This is a genomic window from Roseobacter denitrificans OCh 114 (genome assembly GCF_000014045.1).
Lineage (GTDB): Bacteria > Pseudomonadota > Alphaproteobacteria > Rhodobacterales > Rhodobacteraceae > Roseobacter > Roseobacter denitrificans.
On record NC_008209.1, the window covers coordinates 1,095,526 to 1,115,517 of the forward strand.

Below are 19,992 nucleotides of genomic sequence, written 5' to 3' on the forward strand. Positions count from 1 at the left end.
GTTCATTCCTTTCGTTCGACGATTGAGAATACCTTGGTCAGCACCCGCCATCCGTCCTCCGTGTTGATGAGTGTCAGCAGGTCTTGGTAGTTGCGACCCATCATGGTCATGCGCGCCTCGACAAGGCCGATCTGATCGCCTTTGAAGACAACGCGCTCGATGACCTCTTCGCGGGGGTCGCCACGCGTAGCAGGCGGCGTACGAGCATCGATCCGGGTCATGTATGCCTCAAGGCCCATGTGTTCGTATGTTCCGATTGTCCCGTTCACATACGTCAGATCGTCGTGAAACACGCTGCGCAAAACCGTGCTGTCCGAGTGGTAGAGCCCGTCGAAATACCGCTTCATCAGGCTTCTGACAGCCACTTCATCAGGCGCGCCCGTCATGCGAGGCCCTCTGCCGCAAAGACCGACTTGGTCGCGGGTCGCGCAGCGATCCGATCCACAAAGGCAGACAGGTTGGGCCAGCCAGACAGATCAATGTCCTTGAAGTTGGCCCAGAAGACGAGGATGAAGGTGTACGCGTCGGCGACTGAGAAGGTATTCCCGACCAGATACGCCCTGCCATCGGCAAAGACCGTTTCGAGGTAGTCGAACTTGCTTTTGACTTTGGCCATCGCTGCGGCTTTTTCGGATTCTGTAGAACTGTCGCTGAACACGGGGGCCCATGATTTGTGCAATTCCGTGGCAGCGTAGTTTACGAATTGCTGCACGCGCGCGCGTTCCACCGTGCCCGGTGCAGGTGCATAGGCACGCGCCGGATTGGAGTCTGCGATGTATTGCAGGACCGCGGCGCCTTCGCTGATGCGTTCCCCGCTATCGAGTTCAAGCGTTGGTACATAGCCGTTGGCATTGATATCGCGGTAGTTTTTCCCGCTTTCTGTCCGCCCGGCAGCCGTATCAACGGCTTCGATCTCAAAGGGTATGCCAACCTCGGTCAGCATGAGGTGGCTCGCAAGAGAGCAGGCACCGGATTTGTAGTAGAGTTTCATAAAACGCTCCATGTTCGTTGTGCCCGACAGGTAGCAACGATGCACACCGATTGATAATATCGAGTTTTCATTTATATGATCTAGAAATACGATCATATGAGGCCCCATGACATTGGACCAACTCTTGACTCTCGATGCGATCGTGGCGTCGGGCACGTTCCGCGCTGCGGCGGAGCGCCTGAACAAGGCGCAATCCGCTGTGAGCCACCAGATCAAGAAGCTGGAAGAGGAAGTGGGCTTTCTCCTCCTGTCCCGCGACTCTTATCGCCCGCAGCTCACATCGGAGGGCGAAGTCTTTTTTCGTGAGGCAACGCGCGTTCTCGAACACGTCAATTGGCTCAAGGAAGTGGCCGCCGGGCTGCGAAGTGATCAAGAACCGATAATCTCCATCGCGATCAGCGCCACCATGTCGCTTGATCCGATCCTGGACGTTCTGAAGGAGGTTGGGCGCAGGTTCCCAAGCACACAAATCAAGGTCGCCAGCGAAATGATGGGCGGACCATTGGAGCGATTGATCAGCGGCGAGGCCGATCTGATCATCGCCAGCCTTGCCGATGTCCCCATTGGGGAGGTGGAGACCCTCGCCGTCGGTACAATAACCATACGTCCTGTCGCCAGCCCGGATTTTCCCGCGGCAGAGCGTTCCGGAGTCCGCTCAAGACGCGAAATGCAAGCCTACACCCAAGTCGTCGTGTCCGGCACCGGTGGCCGCAACTTTGATCAAAGCCGCGATCTTCTGTCCGGTGGTCAGCGGTGGACGGTTTCGGACTTTCAGGCGAAGAAATCGATTATCAAGGCCGGACTGGGCTGGGGCGGTATCCCCGAGCATCTGATGGAGGACGATTTGGCGACCGGTGCTCTGGTGCCCCTTAACGTCGAGGGATTTCCCCCGCGCCACACCGAGATTTTTGCGATCCGACGACGGGACCGGCCGATCGGACAGGTTATGGCCGCGATCTGGGCGGGTTTGGGCGCGGACATTCCCGAAAAAGCCTGAAGGCGTTGCTCGGCCGTACCGCGTCGCGCTGCCGGGCCCGTTGTTCAAGGTTGTAGCAATGGTGATATCATAGGTCGTCAAGCGCAACGCAGCCTATGTATGATAATCTTCCCGGCACACCGCGCGAGCGGTCAGGGCTTGCATCAACGCTATATACTGGTCCTGCGCCCACCCGCATTGCTGGGTCAGTTGTTCCCAGGTTTCAACAGACAGCATGGTCCAGATTATGTCCGTTGCTGTCTCTTTGGACAGTTCGGGCCGCAGCGCTGCGTCAGTGTCAAGTGCCGCAACCGCTGCCGCACACCCCTCACGCACCGCCTGCATGCGATCATCCAAAGCAGCCGCGGCCTCTGGGTCGTCGGCACGCATCGCGCGCAACGCCAACGCGCACTGATAAATCTCCGGAATGTAATCGCCCCAGGCTTTGACAAAGGCCGTCAAGCGGGCCTGTCCCGTCGCTGCCGCCCGGCTTGCGGCCATCCGTGCGTCGACGTCCTTGATCGTGTCGAGATGCCGGGTTGCGGCAATCAGGAGATCGGCGCGGCTCTGAAAGTGGAGATACAAGGCTTGTCTGCTGATACCCGCTGCTTTGGCAATATCGGACATGCGCGTCTTGGAACTGCCTGAACCTACCAGGTTCAGGGTGGTTTCTAAAATACGAGTGCGGGTAGGGGGTGCATCACTTGACATGGTGTCAAGATAAGCTTAATTGACACACTGTCAACTGTACACAGTGTCAAGCAATATTCGCCCAAACTAGAAGGATAGAGAAAATGAAAGTCGTTGTTTTTGGGGCCACAGGATCCGTCGGCCGCCTCACCGTTGAAACCTTGCTCGATGCCGGTCATGTCGTCACCGCCTTCGCGCGCGCTTCGGAACGGCTTGGGCTTTCCCACGAGAATCTGCGGCGTATGTCCGGCGATGCCTTGAACGCCGAGGATGTCGCACAGGCCGTCCGGGGACAGGACGCCGTTATCGTCACGCTTGGGTCAGGTATGTCCCGCAAAAGTGTTGTGCGCTCGGAAGGCACCCTGAACATCATCAAGGCCATGCATACGCATGACGTTTCTCGACTTGTCTGCCAATCGACATTGGGCATCGGCGAGAGTTGGCAGACCCTCAATTTCTGGTGGAAGTTCGTCATGTTCGGCGCGCTTCTAGCCCCGGTGTTTCGCGATCACCAGGTGCAGGAAAAGCTGGTTCAGGCCAGCGGTCTCGACTGGACAATCGTGCGGCCCGCCGCCTTTACCGACAGCGCAACGCTGAGGCCGGTTGTCAAAGATGTCCCGAATACGGCCCGTGGTCTCGACCTGAAGGTCGCCCGAAGCGATGTTGCCCGGTTCCTTGCCGAAGAATTGACCGACCGGTTCTACATCGGGCGCGCCGTCGGCCTGTCCAGCTAGGATATTACTGAGATGATAACCCTGATCCTCGTGGCCGCCGGATCTGTCTTGGCCCTTTTGGCGGGCGTGTTCTTCAGCTTCTCTGATCTCGTGATGCGGGGTCTGGCCAAACCGAGCCAAATAGGCCTGTACGGGTTGACGTAACGTTGACATGAATTGCGCGATCGTCAATTGCGCCGCGGAACAGCGTGGTGGAAACCAGCTTCGGAAAAGTGCCCCCATAGGACAGATGGAGAGGATTACTTCGGTGCGAGCTTAAACCACAACTTCGGTTTAAAGGAAAAGCTCCAGCAGAAACCGCGGACCTTCGCAGCGTGACTCTCCGACGGAAGCAAGGCGCAGACAGCAGAGCTTTTAGAGTTTCATTTGATAGAATACAGCTCGGCGAATCGAGCGGCTCTCGTACGTACGACAACTCCCCGCCCCCTAGGTTGATGTCTGCATTTCACACTGACCGAGTGTCATTGTCGAGTTTGAACTGGCGTGGCATTCTTGCTGCGCACCGCACGCGGGGCCGGTGCTGCGCTTAGCTCCATCACGGCGCGACGCTGCAAGACTGCGGACCCCTTTACCAAGTCCATCACGAGATCGGTGACTTTGGGCGCGCCAAGCGTTTTGAGATTGGCTTTAATCAGTGTTTTCTTTGACATCGCGATTGCTCGGGATCAGTTTCAATGAGCCGCATCCGGAAACTGCCTGCGATAAAAGAGTGCCTGCATTCGAGCTGTGGCGTTGCTTCCATTGAATATTTTTTATGCGACTCGTCAAACGTTGACGTAGCGTTGACATGGAATGCACACAAGCAAAATGCCTCGCGTGATGCGAGGCCTAAGGCTTTGGTATTGTTTGGTGATATTGGTTGCGGGAGGGCGCAACCGTCGTAACCTACCTGACTTCACCTGTTCGATTTGACCACCTTACGCAAGAAGGGCGGAATCTGGTCATTGGCCGCATATGCAAACGGGTGAGGCCTTGACCAACAAAACGAAACTTGGACGCGAAATTGTGGTGGGGACTCATTTCGAAATTTCGGTTTTTGCAACCTGTGGCGGCTTTTTGAAACGTGGCAGGTCAAAGAGCGAGCTAATTTGAAGCGCAGCTGCACGACGATCTCCAAGTTCAATCAAGTGATCGAGAATTTTCAAGAACTCAACGTGGACATCAGGCTGCAATGGGGCATCTCGTTCGGCAAAGGACTGAATTAGACCGGCGAGCTGTGCAGTTCTTCCCCCGGACCAGAACCCTCTAGACTGCCAAACGGTGGGCGCGATTCCATCCAACCTCGAAGCGAGGAATTCGCTCTCGCGATGATCGAATGACCTTTCAACATGGAGCAAGAATGCTTGCATGACCTGCGGCAGGTGGCCAAATCTTTGGAGCATCCAATCGATCAATGGGTCAAGTAGCCTTGCATCAGACCATTCACTGTTAGCGAAGCGGGCCGCCCCCATTGCTGGCCGATCCCAATTTGCCCCCATTGCGATACGAACCAATTTGTGAAGCTGATCAGGAAGACCATAGTCCTCCCGCCACTCAGGACGTTTCCAATCGGGATGATCTTCAACCGCCTCAAAGATGTCGAGTAAAACACCAACAATGCCCGCTGGAACTTTCGGTGCATCCAGAATTCGCATGCAGGAGTACGCATTTGCGAAAGTCGAGAGAACTTCGCTCCTCGGCTCTTGGGGCAACTGAGACAACAGTGGTATGATTGCACTACGAACGATTTCAATTGGCAATTTCTCGCACAGCGCTGCCAAGTCCCAAATGCAATTGGAAAACTCCAAACTTAGGCTTGAGCCTGAACGGCGCTCGGCTTCGTCAGCTGCGCCAATCGCCGCAGTGAGCTTTTCAACGAAGCTATGCAGAAGAGCTGTTAGGTCGTCACGAAAAGCATCATCTTCGTTGAACCGGTCTTTCGGGATGATTGACAACATCGACGCGAAGTCCTTGACCCGCCATCGATCCAAGTGTTCCGGCACGATTTCGGCATAGGTCTCAGACATCCCGTTCCTGTCACCAGAAGCTAGACCTCGCATAGTCGCTTCAAACAGCTGCTGTTTTTCGGAGGCCAGAAGGTTGTCCCGCTCATCACATCGTCGATACCAATCAGGCGAACCACGATCCAATTCAAGAGTCGTCAGCTTGAAGGCGAGCGCCGTGCTCTTGCCAGCGAATTTCTTTTGCTCTCGCCAACATGACGCGGCATTTGCCAAGGCAGACAACTGCACGCCGTTGTAGGGATGAAAGCACAACCGAACCAGTTCTTCCTGTGCTGAACTTGCTGATGGTCCACCATTTTTGGCTATCGCCGCCAATCCTTTTGAAGCAAACGTCTCGGGTCTGTCGTCGGCAGGAGCTTCCGCGTGAAAAAACTCTTCGTTTGCGGGAACGGTGTTAGCGGCACGGAATGCAACGCTTTCTGCCCATTCCAGATGATCCTTTGGAATATCCAACCCAAAACTCAGCATCGCTGCTGATACAGCAGCTACTCCGCCAGCTCGGCGATGACCGGGGTCTCCGGCATCATAACCGGAAGTGAACAGGTCCTCGTTATCGACTTCAAGGGCAAGTGCTACTATCTCATCTCGCACCTGATCATCGATCGTGCCGCTTTCGAACCAAACTTCAGCTTGTTTCAGCAGTTGGAAGCCTTCGTTCCAATGGGCTAGTCGTTCGCTTGCTTCTTCCGCTTGCTGCACGCGTTCGTCCGAAGGCTGGAATGCGACGCCGACCTTGCCATCGATGGTCTCCACCTTTGCATAGTTCGAAAGGTCAGCAATTGCTGCCCATTCCTCGGCTCGCTTCCGATAATATGCGATCAAATTGTCATCTTGGTCTTGACCTTCGTGGGTGAAGGGCAATTCAGTGGGAAAGCGCGAGAGCTGTTCGATCATTTTTTCGCGCTGCTCGTTAGCCGTGAGGATGAATATCTTCGCCAGCCACTCGATGTTCTTTTTTCGGGAAGGCCTCGAGTTGAGGCGTCTCAACGCTTCGAGATGAGTTGTATCGTTTGACCAGCCGAAGCTAGCTCCGATTTCGTTTGAGTGATGGCCTTTGACGTCGTGTTGCCAGCGGTACTCATCCATGGCCCAAATTCGCTGGCAGCCTACCAGAGCCGCTGCCGTAGGTGACAGCGCGTCCTTGTCCAACAAGACTCCCAGAGCGATACCCAGCGTGGCAACGCTTTCGTGTCCTGTAACAAGCTCCCTTACGATCTCATCAACGTCCCGTCCGGCTTCAAGCTCGGCGAACGCCCAATCTTCCAGCGCCATAAGTGCCGACTCGAGGATGTCGCAAGAAAACAGGCCTCGATACCAACCATAAATCCTTTGGTCGCCCCAGAATGTTTGAGTTCCCCAGGGGAAATCCACGCTGAATGGAACCGGAATTTCACGGTTGCGATAGTCGTATAGGGGTAGCTCTCGCCACGCGACAACGGTCCGGCTGAGCAGCTTGCGAATTAAACGAAGTCCTTCTTGAGGCGCGTGCTCGAAAAGGGCTGCGAATGGTTGCTGAATAGGAGAGGCTGGATGGCAGTGGCGCGAATAGTTGCTAATGCCGGGTGAGTCCCAATCATTCATATGGGGCGACCAACCGATCATCTGCCCTCGCGACCTCTCGGCTGACTCTGATGGTAGTGGGTCGATAAATGCTTGGAAGGAAAAGTCTGCTAGGGCTTCAGGGACAACACTGGCAAGACGCATGCTCCATGCAAAGACGCTGGTTTGGACCTTGTCGTCAATCCGTTCGGTTGTCCACGCTTGAAGCCTACGTCTTAGTAGGTCCTTGTTGGTGAGAGAGGACCTTAGGAAAGCCTGTCGAAGTTTGCTGCCGAAACCGTCCTTATGAAAACCCAGCGGAGTGGTCGTTTTGCCCCGATCCCAATAGTCATAGGCATCCCACTCAGTCAGCATTTGATCGCTTCGTTCAGCAAAACGATCTTTGATCCTGTCGGGATAATCTTGAAACAGGTTAAGCCATACATCGAACGTGTCGACTATGTCCTCGATTGTTTCCTCACTCCAATCTAGAGAAAGCAGCCAGATCAGCAATCTCCTCCAACTCCGAACAGGGCGGGGCCATGACAAAAAGTCAGCTATTCTGAACTTTTCGAATTTAGTTTTCTCGCCAAGTTCGAACGCACCGTGAACCACCAAAAGGTTTTCGATAGTTTTATGCGCGCGGAAAGAAGAAAGGAGCCGAATAAGCCGGTGGTCTTCGCTCAAAAATTCCGAAATTGATTCTTTGCGATCAAAGAACGCCGGAGAGGCAAAGGGGGCAAGGAGCCAAACCCTGCTCCAATGACGCCAAGCTTCTTGCTGCTCTAGTGCCAACTGAATTTCAGTCCATCTATCACCGGCTTCGAATTCAGACTGTGATAGTAGCTCCACTACCCGGATTAATCCGGGCCTGTCGCCAGCAGCCGCGAGGGTGCCCGGCCAGTCTGGACCATTTTGGCGACACAATCCGAACATTGCCCATTCAAGAAATATGTCGTGGGTAAAAGAATATTGTCCGCTTCCCGCAACCTCAGTAATCGCTCGCTCTTGCACTAGTGCGGTCAGAGCCTGGGCGGAAATGCCTTCTACTGCGCCGCTTCTATTGGTTGTTTGAGCGCATCTGGCGGCTAGCTCACCCATCGCTTGACGACGTTCAATTGAAGAGGCTTTGTCATGTAAACCCTGAGGCCCTTCTAGCCAAACCTGTGCTAGCGAAATCTCGGAAAACTTGCCCGGTGTTCCATCAGTGCCCACTGCACGTTGTGCTAACACCTGAGCAAAGAAAGGGCGCCTTGCAAATTCCTGCTCTTGACCCTCGGCAAACAGGACATCGCGCATCGCTGGAAATCGCTCAGCAAGGACGCCAGCCTCATTATCATCAAATCCATCGATCTCGACGATGTGGGCTTGGCCCTCCTCAATGAGTTGAGGAGGGAGCCATATCCTCAAGTCTTCGAGATTTGACGACCGAGTAGATGCCACAACGCGCCAGTCCGCAAGCCTCGGGTCATCAAGAAGAGTAGTCACGATGTCTGAAATCGTCTGACGGGCCTCTTTACCTAAGCGATCTATTCCGTCGATGAAGAGAGTTGGCTTTCCCAGTGTGGCTAGCTCAAAAAGGAGGTCAGCGAGCCGTTCCGTTTCTAGGCGCAGGTGCGCGGCCAGCGAAGGCCAGCCGGGGCCGACGAGACGCTTATCGGTCAGAACAAGAGCGAAACCGTTTCGGGTGTGCTCTTCGGCCAGCGCACGTAACACCGCCGACTTTCCCGAACCCGCCTCGCCCGCCAATTGGATAAACCGCTTGCCATCATCGATATCGTTAATCTTATCCAGAATACTATTACGTGGAATAACCAGCCCAGATACATCCATTCGGATACCTTGAAGAGCGTGTCTTGTTTCTTCTGCTACCTTCACCAGATCTCTGCGCATGCTTGGAAGAGACGAAAGATCAAACGCTCCCGAAAGCTGCTCAACCAATGTTGCCCTTGAAAAGCTACCTGCTGCGCCCGACGCTTGTCGTGATATTTGGGAAAGTCGCACCCAAAGCTCTTCTGCACGATGACGTTCTCCAGTTGGTAGCGCGTTTCGCAGACGCTCAATTGCCTCGAATGAGCCTGACGCTCCCTCTGAAAGCGTATCAAAGACGAGGATGACGAAATGCCTTAGAAACTGCCACGAATTTTCCTCGTCTTGCGCCTCTGCCGGCAACAGGGCTTGAACATCGCTCACAAACCTTCTTTGTGCTTCGCTTGCGAAATTCTCGGTTTTGAGCCGTCTAAAAAAGTCGTCTGCCGACGTGGATACACGAGCCCATTCAAGCGAAGAACGAGCCGCTCGAAGTGTGGACTGAGCGATATTGGCAGCAGCTAAACCAACGCGATCCCGACCTTTTCTTAAGCCGTCTTTTTCGAGTTCTCTCCAGCTAGCAGAAATGACATCTCGAAAATCGGTATTCGTTTCAGCAGAACTCAGGGTTGGGCTCTGCTTTACTTGGAGAGCCAATTTGGCAGGTTGGCCGTATCGATCCGACGCCTCCACGATTATATCGTCTAGCGGCTCACCAAGAGCCGCACGCTGCAGAAAGACGCCACCAGTAATAGCTTCAGAGATTCCCCGCGCACCGCCTTCAACAAGTAGGCTGGTCAAATATGATGCCACCACAGAATCTTCAAAGGTGTAGCCGACGCCACCTGTTGCTTCAGGACTCGCGGGCATTCTCTTATCCACTTTTTTGCTCGAATGGCTCTATGTTACTCGGACTCGAGAGGAACAAAAACATAAACTTGTCGGATAGACCCCAGCATTGCGAACGCAATGTCCAGAACGACGGGCTGCAGCCATCATTTCGATTATCTAGTGGAGGTCGATTGTGGGGTGAAAGGCGCTAACGACCGTATCTAAGCACTACTTGTGCGGCCTGATATTTGATCTAGTCTGTAACATATGAATTTGATTTACCCGATAAACTTCGTCGGCCACGATGAGTGGATGGAAAGCGGATACGAACCTAAACTGGCGCATGGCGATGTGATCACTCGCGATGGCGAAGTTCTCGGAAACTGGCGGGTCGTAGATTATGACCACGAAGACGAATATTCGAGTGGACAATTTGAGTTCCTTTTGGACGGGGAGAGTGTTGTGAAGTTCGCTGAAGGCTTTGCGATGCTCGATGTCCGGACCAGTCGAGGGCTTGCGTTGTCAAACCTGACCAGAACCATCCGCGAATGGCACGAAAATGAATAGACAAGAGGGCAAAACTAGATTTGCTTGCCTCGGTTGGGGATCGTTGATTTGGGAGCCCGGCGGCCTACCCGTTTCGCATGAGTGGCGCGAGGATGGGCCCAAGATGCCGCTTGAATTCGCTCGAAAATCGAATGACGGACGCATGACACTTGTTGTTTGCGAGCGGGGCACTGTGTGTCCGACGCTATGGAACACTCTGTCATCTACCTCGTTAGAGGAAGCGCGCCAAGCACTTGCTAAGCGCGAAGGCCTCCCAAGCACAAAGAACTCAGCATTTTGGACTGGCGATGGTTCATCTGATCACCATGGCGCGGAGCTTGTTGAGGCTTGGGCGAACAAACTTGGTTTTGCGGGGGTCGTGTGGACTGGTCTACCCTCCAAATCACCAATCACGGAGCAGAACAACGATCATCCGTCTATTGAGGATGTCATCTCGCACCTCGTTGGTCTTTCAGGACATTCTGCCGCTAGGGCTGAAGAGTACGTTCGTAGAGCGCCCGACCAGATTGCAACGGCTTACAGAACTCGCATTGTCGAAGAGTTTGGTTGGGACTGACTTGCCCATCGGGAATTTTCAGGCCCAACGTCAGCTTTGAAGAAGCCGCAACGCGGCAGCGGTCGTCAAGACAATTGTCAGTAAAGGGCCGATACCGTCAGAAAAGGAACACCTAGTTTCACCCTTGATCAGTCATTCGACGAACGGATTTTGGATTGACCTGCTCCCCTGAAAAGTCCTCGAATTTTGGTTAGCCTGTTCTCCAACTGAGGAGACAGACGATGAAGAGAAGCCGTTTCAGCGAAGAGCAGATCATTGGCATTTTGAAAGAGCACCAGGCCGGGCTTGGCGCGAAAGAGCTGTGCCGCAAGCATGGGATCAGCGATGCGACTTTTTACAAGTGGCGATCCAAGTATGGCGGCATGGAAGTGTCCGACGCACGGCGGCTCAAGACGCTTGAAAGCGAGAACACCAAACTGAAGAAGATGCTGGCCGAGCAGATGATGGACGTGGCGACGCTGAAAGAGATGCTCGGAAAAAACTTCTGAGGCCCGGTTCGAGGAGGAATGCTGTGAACTGGGCCATGAAGACCAAGGGCTACAATCAGAAACGGGCCTGTTCCTTGGCCGGGATCGATCCGCGTGTTTATCGGCGAAGGTCGAAGCGCCCCGCCGACACGGAATTGCGGGCCAGGATGAAGGAACTGGCGTCCGAGCGGCGACGGTTCGGATATCGCCGTCTGCATATCCTACTGAAGCGCGAGGGATGGCAAGTGAACTGGAAGAAGCTGTACCGGCTCTACCGCGAAGAAGGGTTAACCGTTCGCAAACGGGGCGGGCGCAAGCGTGCTGTGGGCACCAGGACGCCTATGGCGATCCCGCAGGGGCCGAACCAGCGATGGTCACTCGACTTCATGTCGGATGCATTGGAGGATGGTCGCCGGTTCCGGGTTTTGAATGTGATCGATGACTTCAGCCGGGAATGCCTGGCCGCTGTGGTGGACACATCCATCGGAGGCACGCGTGTTGCCCGTGAGCTGGATCGCATCGCAGAACTCCGTGGCTATCCCTGCATGGTGGTCTCAGACAACGGCACAGAACTGACCAGCAATGCGATGCTGAAATGGCAGGAAAACCGCAAAGTTGGTTGGCACTACATCGCGCCAGGAAAGCCGATGCAGAACGGTCTTGTCGAAAGCTTCAACGGGCGAATGCGCGAAGAATGCCTCAATGAACACCTGTTCCCGTCTTTGCGCCATGCCCGCCGCATGATTGCGGCATGGCGCGGCGACTACAATCACTACCGCCCACATTCGAGCCTCGACGGGCTCACGCCGTGGGAGTATCACCAACGGTCAAAGGAAGACCAAAACCTGAACAGTGCTAACCTAAAGTAGCGGACTCTCAGGGGAGCAGGTCAATTTGAACTTGGGCAGGCCAATTCATACCAGATTTGTGCGCCTCTTCCGCGGCATAATTTTGTTGGGATTTGACGTTTGGGCCACAAGTCATGACTTGCGCACCAGCCACTCACTATGGCTCATCATGATCCATAAGTGAGGAAGTCCACCGTTTCTCTTTCGAGCTTCGCCACTTCGCGCTTGACCATCTTCCAATATAACTCTTCCACATCAGAGCGATCCATTGATCCCAGCTTCTCTAGTGATATACCTTTCACTAGGTGAATTGCCTTCATCATGTCAGCGAGGCTGAAGTTGTCAAAGTCTGGTATATAATTCGTATTATCCCGGTTGAACCTTGTCTCATGATAGGCTTTAGCAAAGCGTTTAACGATCGAAATTTGATCTTTTAGACCATACAGCGTTAGTTGCTTTCGCACAAAGGCATCCATCCTGTGAAATTGCCCTACGTCTGTCGATTGCCTAAAGAAGAAAACCCATCCCACCGATCTTTCTTCGACGCGGCATCCCGTGATAATCAAGTTCAAGCGCCAAAGTACTTGCTCAACTCGGGCAGTGCCTTTCAATGCTCTAAGGCATCCGACAATGGCACGAAACATCTTCTTGTAGGATCGTTCCCTGATCCGAAGTCCGTCACTTGAAATATGATAACCTAGATATTCAGTACCAATTTTCACGGGAGTGATAGCTGTCTTGTCTGGCTGGTTGGGGTCCAGATCGTGCGTCTTAAGGCGAAGTTCTGTTCTCATATGACGTGCTATCTCATCATGAATTCCGACCGCTTGCTCCTCTCCCACCACTAAAAGAATATCATCGACATACCTAAAATACCGATACTTTTGCGCGAAATAGTGGTCAAAACCTTCTAGGTAAAGCATTGATAAAATGTTTGAAATGCTCAAACCTTGGGGCACACCGATTTCTGACCTGTCACCCTCATCGAAACGGTAATCCCCCCGAAATTTAGGGGTCTGCGGAAGTAGAATTTTCTCGAAGATGGAAGAGGAGATTCTGATGAAGAAATCGAAGTACAGCGACGCGCAGATCATGGCGATCTTGAAGCAGGCGGAGAACGGCGTGCCGGTGTCTGATCTGTGTCGCGAACATGGGATGAGCAGCGCGAGCTTTTATAAGTGGCGTTCAAAATATGGCGGCATGGATGCCAGTCTGATGGCGCGGATGAAGGAGCTCGACGAAGAGAACAAGCGGCTGAAAAAGATGTATGCCGAGAAGAGCATGCAGAACGATCTGCTGAAGGAAGCCCTTGGAAAAAAGTGGTGAGGCCGTCTCAAAGACGCGAGATGGCCGAATGGGCGGTGCGCTACCGTTCCGCCAGCATCGCTCTGGCGTGCCGGGCGTTCTCAATCAGCGAGACCTGCTTTCGATATCAGCCAAAGCTCAGCGATGAGAACGAGTTGATCGCTGATTGGCTGGTCGCGTTGACGAATGCCAAGAAGACATGGGGTTTCGGCCTGTGCTTGCTGCATCTGCGGAACGTGAAAGGGTTCAAATGGAACCACAAGCGCGTTTATCGCATCTATCGCGAGTTGGAGCTGAACATGCGGATCAAGCCCCGAAAACGGCTGCAACGGGAGAAGCCTGAGCCACTGGCCGTGCCGGAGGCCCCGAACGAAGTGTGGTCGATGGACTTCATGGCCGACCAGTTGGCGGATGGCAGATCGTTCCGGACGCTGAACGTGCTGGATGACTTCAATCGAGAAGGCTTGGCCATTGAGGTCGACTTCTCACTGCCGTCAGAACGCGTGGTTCGGACGCTAAACCAGATCATTGCATGGCGTGGCAAGCCGTTGGCCATTCGTGTGGACAATGGCCCAGAATACGTCAGCGCCAGGCTCCAGAACTGGGCAGAGAAGGCGGGGATCGGGCTGATCTACATCCAGCCCGGCAAGCCCCAACAGAACGCCTATGTCGAGAGATACAACAGAACTGTCCGCACGGAATGGCTTGGGCGGTATCACTTCAACAGCATCGAAGAGGTGCAAGACCATGCCACCCGTTGGCTCTGGACATATAACAACGAAAGACCAAACATGGGGATCGGCGGAGTGACACCGATACAGAAACTGAAAGCAGCATAGATTCTACTGACGCGCCCCTCCGAAAATGGGGGGATTACCAAACCAGTTGGGTTTTTAATTGCCCTCTCAATCAATAAAATCGCTCTTGCGTCCGCATTCTTATCTCGAAGCTGATTGACTAAAATATCATGATCAACTGAAGGATAGAAATTCACGACATCCAAACGCAAGAAGCTGTCTGAGGCACCTGCTTCTTTCGCGGCCTGCGCAACGCGTTTGGTGCAGTCGTGAGGCGGCCGCATCCTGCTCTCATGAAACTGGAACGTAAGGTGATCACATAAAGCACGGAGCGCTATTGCGTCTCGGATTGTGGGTATTGAAATTTGGCGGGGCGGCTTGCGAGCAGTCTTGAGGATCAGCTTTTCGCGGAATCTGGTAAACTTAAAAGTTCCATCTAACACCTTTCTGCTGATCAGAGCGATCTCTGCATCGATGTTCTGCTTGAACGACGAAACTGATATCCCATCCAACCCAGTAAACTTGGCGTCCTTGAGCCGATCATCAAAAATCGACCTTAGATGCGCCTCTGAAAAAACTTGCTCGAAGGTGAGCGGATAATCATTCTGCGGCATACAAAACAGCTAAAAAAATGAGCGGTAGGGTAAGAACAAATGTCGCTCCAATGATGCGCAACGAGCGAACGATTTGAAACTTCGTAGCACGCCACCAGCCAAATGAAACGACACCAGATCGGTCCAAAAGCTCTTTGCCTTGACACCACACGTTTCTATAGAGCATCGCCTCGTAGTCGAAGTCAGACTGGTTCGGGTAGCGATCTAGAATTTGATGATATGTAGAAGTATCTTTTCTGGCATCATCATCTTCGTAGAGGCGCTGCAAAGCTAGATAGCATTCTCTATGTTCGTCGGCGGTTTTTCCAAATTTGAGACCCCAGATCACAAGCGACGCGCAAAGTACTGACAATGAGAGAACTATCGATATCTCCGAGACGTACGGACCGATCTGGCTTCCGTTTAAGTGATGAGAAAACACAGAAAACCCCAATAACAGCACCGAGTATGCTGTCAGTACGATATGCGAGAGAAGATCATATCGCTTGTAGCGTGCGTGTGACTGCATCCGTGTGCGCGATGTGATCCAGATATTCCCGAACTGATCACCTTTTTGATTTTCTTCTTTATTTTTCAATTACGTCCTCGAAAATTTGTGCGGGCGCAATGATTTCACAGTTTGGATTCCTAGAGTATCTAGAAGTAGCCTAAGCTGGGACATGCCCGTGCATTAAGAATAGTCCCTGCTAGGGGAACTAGCGCAATGCGCTCCGCCCGCACCAACCAAATGTGTGCATTTTGGGTCACTTTTGCAAGCAGGGGGCGAAAAAGGGCGCATAAGCCCTTTGCGGTGACGATCGGGCGTGTCTGCAATGTCCGCTTGGGGCTAGGAGCGGTCATGGAACGGGTGCCGCACGAATGCCTGTTTTAAGACCAATCGTTGTTCTAAAAGATTCGCGAGCGTTGCTGCTGAGTCACAGGGCTGAACTCCCGCTGATTGCTTCCACAGTGCTTCCACAACTGTTTGCTGCCAAAAGCACAAAGCGCCCCGTAGGGCGCTAATGCATTGTAATATAAGTAAAAATTTGGTTGCGGGAGTAGGATTTGAACCTACGACCTTCAGGTTATGAGCCTGACGAGCTACCGGGCTGCTCCATCCCGCGCCAACATCGGTGTAGTTATGTTACTGCTCCGGAAGGTGCAAGACCAAGTTTGCAATTTCTTTGCGGTTATTTTTCGACAGGCCCATGCGCTGCGTTGTAGGTGTTTGATTGCGACCAGATATCTGCGACCCATTTCGCGGGACGTGCATATTGGCGAAGCGCCTTTAGCTTGTTTTTCGACTTCAACGCGCGCTTTACGTGAGCGAGCGGCGGCAGGTGCGGGGTTCTGCGGTTGTATTGCCCGGCGATCGCATCCGGGGGGTTCATGGCGCCGGCAAAAATCACGACGCGTGTTCCTTTCGGGGGGCGCGGATCGAGGAAATAATTCAACGGGAACCTTGGAATGCATTCAATTCTGAAATGTCGAACCCATTTCACGGGCCAGAATTTGACCCCATTGGGCGCATTCTTGGTCACAAAATGCTGCTCAAACCGATACTTGTCCGCGACCGCTTGCGGGTCCGACGCGAACTGCGCCTGCAGCGGTGCCAATGCGCCAACGGGCATCCGGTAGATTGATGTCTGGCCAAGCTTTTGCAGCGGTTTTGCGGCATTGCGCGCAAGAACCACATCGTCGGGCGATCCGAATTCAAAGAACGGATCAAGGGAGCCGGTAATCGTCACATCGAGATCGACAAAAAGGAATGGACCCGAAAGGTCCCCCAGCACCGGCGCCCAGAGCCGCGATTTGGGCCACTGGCCAATCGTGTTTTTTGGCATGAACCCGGGCATTTCCGGCAAATCAAAACAATCAACCGCCGGGTTAACGCCGTCGCTTGTGTCGGTAAAGGCCACGAAACGAAACGGGGGCGTGATGTTGCCATGCACCATTTCATAAAGGCGGTTTATGTAGGGCGCCCCATATTTGGTGCCCCAGTTGATGCAGACGATGACCTTATCCATGCCAACAGCGCTAACAGCGCGCCCCTCGTTCATCAAGCCTCATTTCCGTGGGGCGGGCTTGTCCTACTCGGCAGGCTCCGTTTCCTTGCCGGGGAATGCCCGATAGACGAGGGGGGCGTCGACTTGCGCTGCGTGGGTGTCCGCCTGCGCCTGCAACGCGCCGTGATGGGGCGATTTGATGCAAACGGGATCGGTCGCGGATGCATCGCCGACGATGGCCAGAGCCTGACACCGGCAGCCTCCGAAGTCTATGGTCTTGCGCTCGCAACTTTGGCAGGGTTCCGCCATCCACTCGGTGCCACGATAGGCGTTGAACGCCTCTCCGTTGTACCAGATGTCAGCAAGCGACTTGTCCTGCACACGATCAAAGCTGAGATGCGGGATGGATTGCGCCGCATGACAGGGCAGAACCTGCCCATCAGGGATCACGTTGAAACCGGATGTCCCCCATCCGCCCATGCAGCGTTTGGGATAGTCTTCGTGATAATCGGCGGGCACATAGTCGATGACCAATGTGCCTTTCAGTTGCTTGCGGGCTTCTGCCACGATGCGGTTTGCTTCCTGCGCCTGCGCGCGCGTGGGCATCAAGGCGTCGCGGTTCTTGAGCGCCCAGCCATGAAACTGGACAGTGGCGACTTCGATCCGGCGTGCGCCCATTTCCTGCGCCATCTCGAGCGCGCGGGGCAGCTGGTGCAGGTTTCGCCGGTGCAGAACAGCGTTGAGCGTCAGCGGAAAGCCGATCTCGCCGAGCCATTCGGCAACCTGCATCTTGCGTTTGAAGCCGCCGTTATAGCCGCCAATCTCGTCAGCCATTTCAGGGTTCGTCCCCTGCAGCGACAGTTGAACATGATCAAGCCCCGCCGCATCCAGTTCACCGAGGCGCTTTTGCGTCAGCCCGATGCCCGAGGTGATCAGGTTTGTATAAAGCCCGGCTTCGCGCGCTGCGATCACAAGCTCGGTCAGATCCCGGCGCGACGCAGGCTCTCCCCCCGACAGGTGCAATTGCAATACGCCCAGATCCGCCGCTTCGCGAAAAACACGCGCCCATGTTTGCGTATCGAGTTCTGCGTTTTGCCGGGTCAACTCGACAGGGTTTGAACAATAGGGGCAGGACAGGGGGCAGCGGTGCGTCAACTCCGCCAGCATCGCAATCGGGGCGGGTGGTTTCATTCAGACACATCCAGAAACCGACGGCTGCGCAAGGCATCCAGAAAACCGGCACTGTCTTTTTGAATCTGGTCTTGCGGGGCGTCATAGCGGTCTGCCAACACGCTGGTGATTTCGCCGAAACTGCGCGCGCCATCCACCTCGTTCAGGATTGCATGGCCGACCGCGTCCAGAGTGATGGCGCGTTCCGGCGCGAGGAGAACCCATGCATTGCGTATACGATCATGGTGCAGGCGCACGCCACGCGGCAGGCAAGGAATATCAGTGCTCAGCATATCACGAAGCCCTTTGTAACAATAGCCCGTCGCCGGGCACCCAAGCCCCGGGCGGCACACGCGCGGGCGCAACATAGGCCCCCCAAAGTGCGTCGAGTTGCGACCAGAGCACATCTGTCTTGAACGTCAAGGCGGCTGCTGCCGCATCCTGTTTTTCGGCAGTATCCGCCTGATCCAGTACCCAGGCCAGACCAAAGGCCACATCTTTTGGTGCTTCCTTGAGGCGGTTCTTGAAATAGGACAGGGAGCTGTCATCGGCAAAATCGTAGTTCTTGAGCAGCCCCTGAATGCGGTTCGCGTGTATCTTGGGCGCAAAAAGTTCGGTCAGTGATGCCGCCACCGCCTCCAGCAGGGTTTTTTCGCGCACATAGCGGACATAGGCATCCACCGCGAATTTCGTCGCCGGCAACACGCCCTCACAGGAGGCGACATAATCCGGGTCAAGCCCGACCGCCTGCGCCAGCCGCAGCCAGCGCCTGATGCCACCTTCATTGTCGTCCGTGCCGTCGTGATCCTCAATACGCGAGCGCCATTGACGACGCAGGGCAGGGTCCTCGACCCGGCCCATGAAGGCTGCATCCTTCATGGGGATCGAATGCTGATAATAGTACCGGTTGATCACCCACGCACGTACCTGATCAGGCGTACACCCGCCGCCGTGCAACAGATCATGAAAAGGGTGCAGGTCGTGATAGCGTTCCGCGCCGATCTGACGAAGGCGGGCTTCGAATTCTTCTCTGGATTGGGTCATGTCAGGTGATCTCCATGCCGTCTTGTCCGATGATCCAGCCTGCGGCCTCCGCTTGTGCCTTTTCGGCAGAGGTCGGGCGCAGGACAGGGTTGGTGTTGTTCATATGCACAAATATCTTTTTGCCAATCGCAAGCCCCTCAAAAGCGGCAATCGAGCCGTCCGGACCGCTTATCGACATATGGCCCATACGCTTGCCGGTCTTTTGGCCCAGATTGGCGCGCACCATCTCATCATCCTGCCACAGGGTGCCATCGAAAAACAGCAAATCCGCCCCGTCCAGCCGCCCGCGCAGATCGTCATTGAGCATCGCGCAACCCGGAATGTAGAATGCGGTCTTTGTCCCGGTTTCCAGTTTCACGCCAACGGTCTGGTCGCCGATGAGATCTGTTTGTACCGTCTCCCCCTCAAGGTAGAGCGGGACTTTGCCCGGCACCGCAAAAAGCGTCGCCGTCAATCCCGGGGCCAGTTCATAGGGCGCATCCAACGCGATGGTTTCACGCACGACCACGCGGCTGTTCAGCGCGTCGAAGATGGGGTTTTGTGCCAGCACCTCATGTATCCCGGCTGTTGCAAACAAGGTGAACGGCTGCATCTCGCGCAGCGTCAGCAAACCCGCCACATGATCAATGTCACCGTTTGTTACCAGCACCGACCTCAGCGGCAGCTCCCGCAACCCGCTCGGGTGCAGTGCGGCACAGTCGGCCATCTGATGTCTGATATCGGGCGACGCATTCAGTATCGCCCAGCTTTCGCCGTCGGCTGTTACTGCAATCGACGATTGTGTCTGCGCGGGAATTTCGCCGGCGCGTGCGAGGTTGCAATTGTCACACCCGCAATTCCATTGAGGCAACCCGCCACCGGCGGCGGCCCCAAGGATATGCGCGCGGAAAGTCACTGTGTCTGCCCGCGCGCGATATGTTTAGAACAGGTCGTCGCGGTCGTCGTGACGATCTTCGTTCTCTGGTCCGTACATGTTGATTTCCATGCCGCACTCGATTTCGCGGATGATTGGTTTCGTCCAAGCCATGGGGGTCTCCTCCACTGATTTATCGTTTCATTCTGACAG

At 54.6% G+C, this 19,992-nt stretch carries 19 protein-coding genes, 1 tRNA gene and 1 pseudogene; 7 read left to right on the forward strand and 14 right to left on the reverse strand.

Features of this window, described 5'->3' with window-relative positions:
* Positions 1–2 precede the first annotated feature (2 nt).
* The gene (locus tag RD1_RS05205; RefSeq protein ID WP_011567410.1) at positions 3–386 is read right to left on the reverse strand and encodes a nuclear transport factor 2 family protein; all 384 of its coding nucleotides are present in this window, start codon (positions 384–386) and stop codon (positions 3–5) included.
* Positions 383–991, reverse strand: a complete 609-nt coding sequence (gene gstA, locus RD1_RS05210; RefSeq protein ID WP_011567411.1) for a glutathione transferase GstA — start codon at positions 989–991, stop codon at positions 383–385. Before gstA ends, RD1_RS05205 begins: the two co-directional genes overlap by 4 nt.
* Before the next feature lie 106 nt (positions 992–1,097).
* Here gstA and RD1_RS05215 point away from each other — a divergent pair, with 106 nt between their 5' ends.
* Positions 1,098–1,988, forward strand: a complete 891-nt coding sequence (locus RD1_RS05215) for a LysR family transcriptional regulator (protein WP_011567412.1) — start codon at positions 1,098–1,100, stop codon at positions 1,986–1,988.
* Between the two features lie 93 nt (positions 1,989–2,081).
* Here the strand turns inward: RD1_RS05215 and RD1_RS05220 are convergent, their stop codons facing one another.
* Positions 2,082–2,594, reverse strand: a complete 513-nt coding sequence (locus RD1_RS05220) for a TetR/AcrR family transcriptional regulator (protein WP_245897201.1) — start codon at positions 2,592–2,594, stop codon at positions 2,082–2,084.
* Between the two features lie 167 nt (positions 2,595–2,761).
* On the opposite strand from RD1_RS05220, the gene RD1_RS05225 reads away from it, so the two are divergent.
* A complete protein-coding gene (locus tag RD1_RS05225; RefSeq protein ID WP_011567414.1) occupies positions 2,762–3,391 on the forward strand; it encodes an NAD(P)-dependent oxidoreductase in 630 nt (209 codons plus the stop codon).
* 12 nt (positions 3,392–3,403) lie between these two features.
* Positions 3,404–3,535, forward strand: coding sequence for a hypothetical protein (locus RD1_RS21370; RefSeq protein WP_011567415.1), 132 nt, complete (start codon positions 3,404–3,406; stop codon positions 3,533–3,535).
* A gap of 317 nt (positions 3,536–3,852) precedes the next feature.
* On the opposite strand, the gene RD1_RS05230 is transcribed toward RD1_RS21370, so the two are convergent.
* Both RD1_RS05230 and RD1_RS05235 read right to left on the reverse strand, forming a co-directional pair.
* Positions 3,853–4,041 carry a DUF6880 family protein gene (locus tag RD1_RS05230; protein ID WP_011567416.1) on the reverse strand — a complete coding sequence of 63 codons (189 nt, stop codon included), beginning with the start codon at positions 4,039–4,041 and terminating at the stop codon, positions 3,853–3,855.
* Positions 4,042–4,407: 366 nt separating this feature from the next.
* Positions 4,408–9,612 carry an NACHT domain-containing protein gene (locus RD1_RS05235; protein ID WP_011567417.1) on the reverse strand — a complete coding sequence of 1,735 codons (5,205 nt, stop codon included), beginning with the start codon at positions 9,610–9,612 and terminating at the stop codon, positions 4,408–4,410.
* 228 nt (positions 9,613–9,840) lie between these two features.
* On the opposite strand from RD1_RS05235, the gene RD1_RS05240 reads away from it, so the two are divergent.
* Positions 9,841–10,140 (forward strand): hypothetical protein, encoded by a 300-nt coding sequence (locus RD1_RS05240; RefSeq protein WP_011567418.1) that lies wholly within the window; start codon positions 9,841–9,843, stop codon positions 10,138–10,140.
* A 777-nt stretch (positions 10,141–10,917) separates the two neighbouring features.
* A protein-coding gene (locus RD1_RS05250; protein ID WP_076611555.1) for an IS3-like element ISRde2 family transposase occupies positions 10,918–12,032 on the forward strand; the annotation gives its coding sequence in 2 pieces (ribosomal slippage) (positions 10,918–11,173 and positions 11,173–12,032; 1,116 coding nt in all).
* A 146-nt stretch (positions 12,033–12,178) separates the two neighbouring features.
* Here RD1_RS05250 and RD1_RS05255 read toward each other — a convergent pair.
* Positions 12,179–12,934: a hypothetical protein gene (locus tag RD1_RS05255; protein WP_044032957.1), complete on the reverse strand. Its 756-nt coding sequence runs from the start codon at positions 12,932–12,934 to the stop codon at positions 12,179–12,181.
* 169 nt (positions 12,935–13,103) lie between these two features.
* On the opposite strand from RD1_RS05255, the pseudogene RD1_RS21270 reads away from it, so the two are divergent.
* Both RD1_RS21270 and RD1_RS05265 read left to right on the forward strand, forming a co-directional pair.
* Positions 13,104–13,223 (forward strand): annotated as a pseudogene (locus RD1_RS21270) (transposase); the annotation flags it as partial.
* Positions 13,190–14,155, forward strand: a complete 966-nt coding sequence (locus RD1_RS05265; RefSeq protein WP_245897203.1) for an IS3 family transposase — start codon at positions 13,190–13,192, stop codon at positions 14,153–14,155. The pseudogene RD1_RS21270 and the gene RD1_RS05265, both read left to right, overlap by 34 nt.
* Before the next feature lie 558 nt (positions 14,156–14,713).
* Here the strand turns inward: RD1_RS05265 and RD1_RS05270 are convergent.
* The 8 genes from RD1_RS05270 to pqqA form a co-directional block, all read right to left on the reverse strand.
* A complete protein-coding gene (locus tag RD1_RS05270; protein ID WP_074958852.1) occupies positions 14,714–15,304 on the reverse strand; it encodes an SLATT domain-containing protein in 591 nt (196 codons plus the stop codon).
* 449 nt (positions 15,305–15,753) lie between these two features.
* A tRNA-Met gene (locus tag RD1_RS05275) sits at positions 15,754–15,830 on the reverse strand.
* A gap of 66 nt (positions 15,831–15,896) precedes the next feature.
* Positions 15,897–16,733, reverse strand: a complete 837-nt coding sequence (locus RD1_RS05280; RefSeq protein WP_011567420.1) for a hypothetical protein — start codon at positions 16,731–16,733, stop codon at positions 15,897–15,899.
* Between the two features lie 63 nt (positions 16,734–16,796).
* Positions 16,797–17,903, reverse strand: a complete 1,107-nt coding sequence (gene pqqE / locus RD1_RS05285; protein ID WP_011567421.1) for a pyrroloquinoline quinone biosynthesis protein PqqE — start codon at positions 17,901–17,903, stop codon at positions 16,797–16,799.
* Positions 17,900–18,175, reverse strand: coding sequence for a pyrroloquinoline quinone biosynthesis peptide chaperone PqqD (gene pqqD, locus RD1_RS05290; RefSeq protein ID WP_011567422.1), 276 nt, complete (start codon positions 18,173–18,175; stop codon positions 17,900–17,902). The genes pqqE and pqqD overlap by 4 nt, the downstream gene beginning before the upstream one ends.
* A 1-nt stretch (position 18,176) precedes the next feature.
* Positions 18,177–18,926 carry a pyrroloquinoline-quinone synthase PqqC gene (gene pqqC, locus RD1_RS05295; protein ID WP_011567423.1) on the reverse strand — a complete coding sequence of 250 codons (750 nt, stop codon included), beginning with the start codon at positions 18,924–18,926 and terminating at the stop codon, positions 18,177–18,179.
* 1 nt (position 18,927) lies between these two features.
* Positions 18,928–19,821 carry a pyrroloquinoline quinone biosynthesis protein PqqB gene (gene pqqB, locus RD1_RS05300; RefSeq protein ID WP_011567424.1) on the reverse strand — a complete coding sequence of 298 codons (894 nt, stop codon included), beginning with the start codon at positions 19,819–19,821 and terminating at the stop codon, positions 18,928–18,930.
* A gap of 24 nt (positions 19,822–19,845) precedes the next feature.
* Positions 19,846–19,953 (reverse strand): pyrroloquinoline quinone precursor peptide PqqA, encoded by a 108-nt coding sequence (pqqA, locus tag RD1_RS05305; RefSeq protein ID WP_011567425.1) that lies wholly within the window; start codon positions 19,951–19,953, stop codon positions 19,846–19,848.
* Between the last annotated feature and the right edge of the window lie 39 nt (positions 19,954–19,992).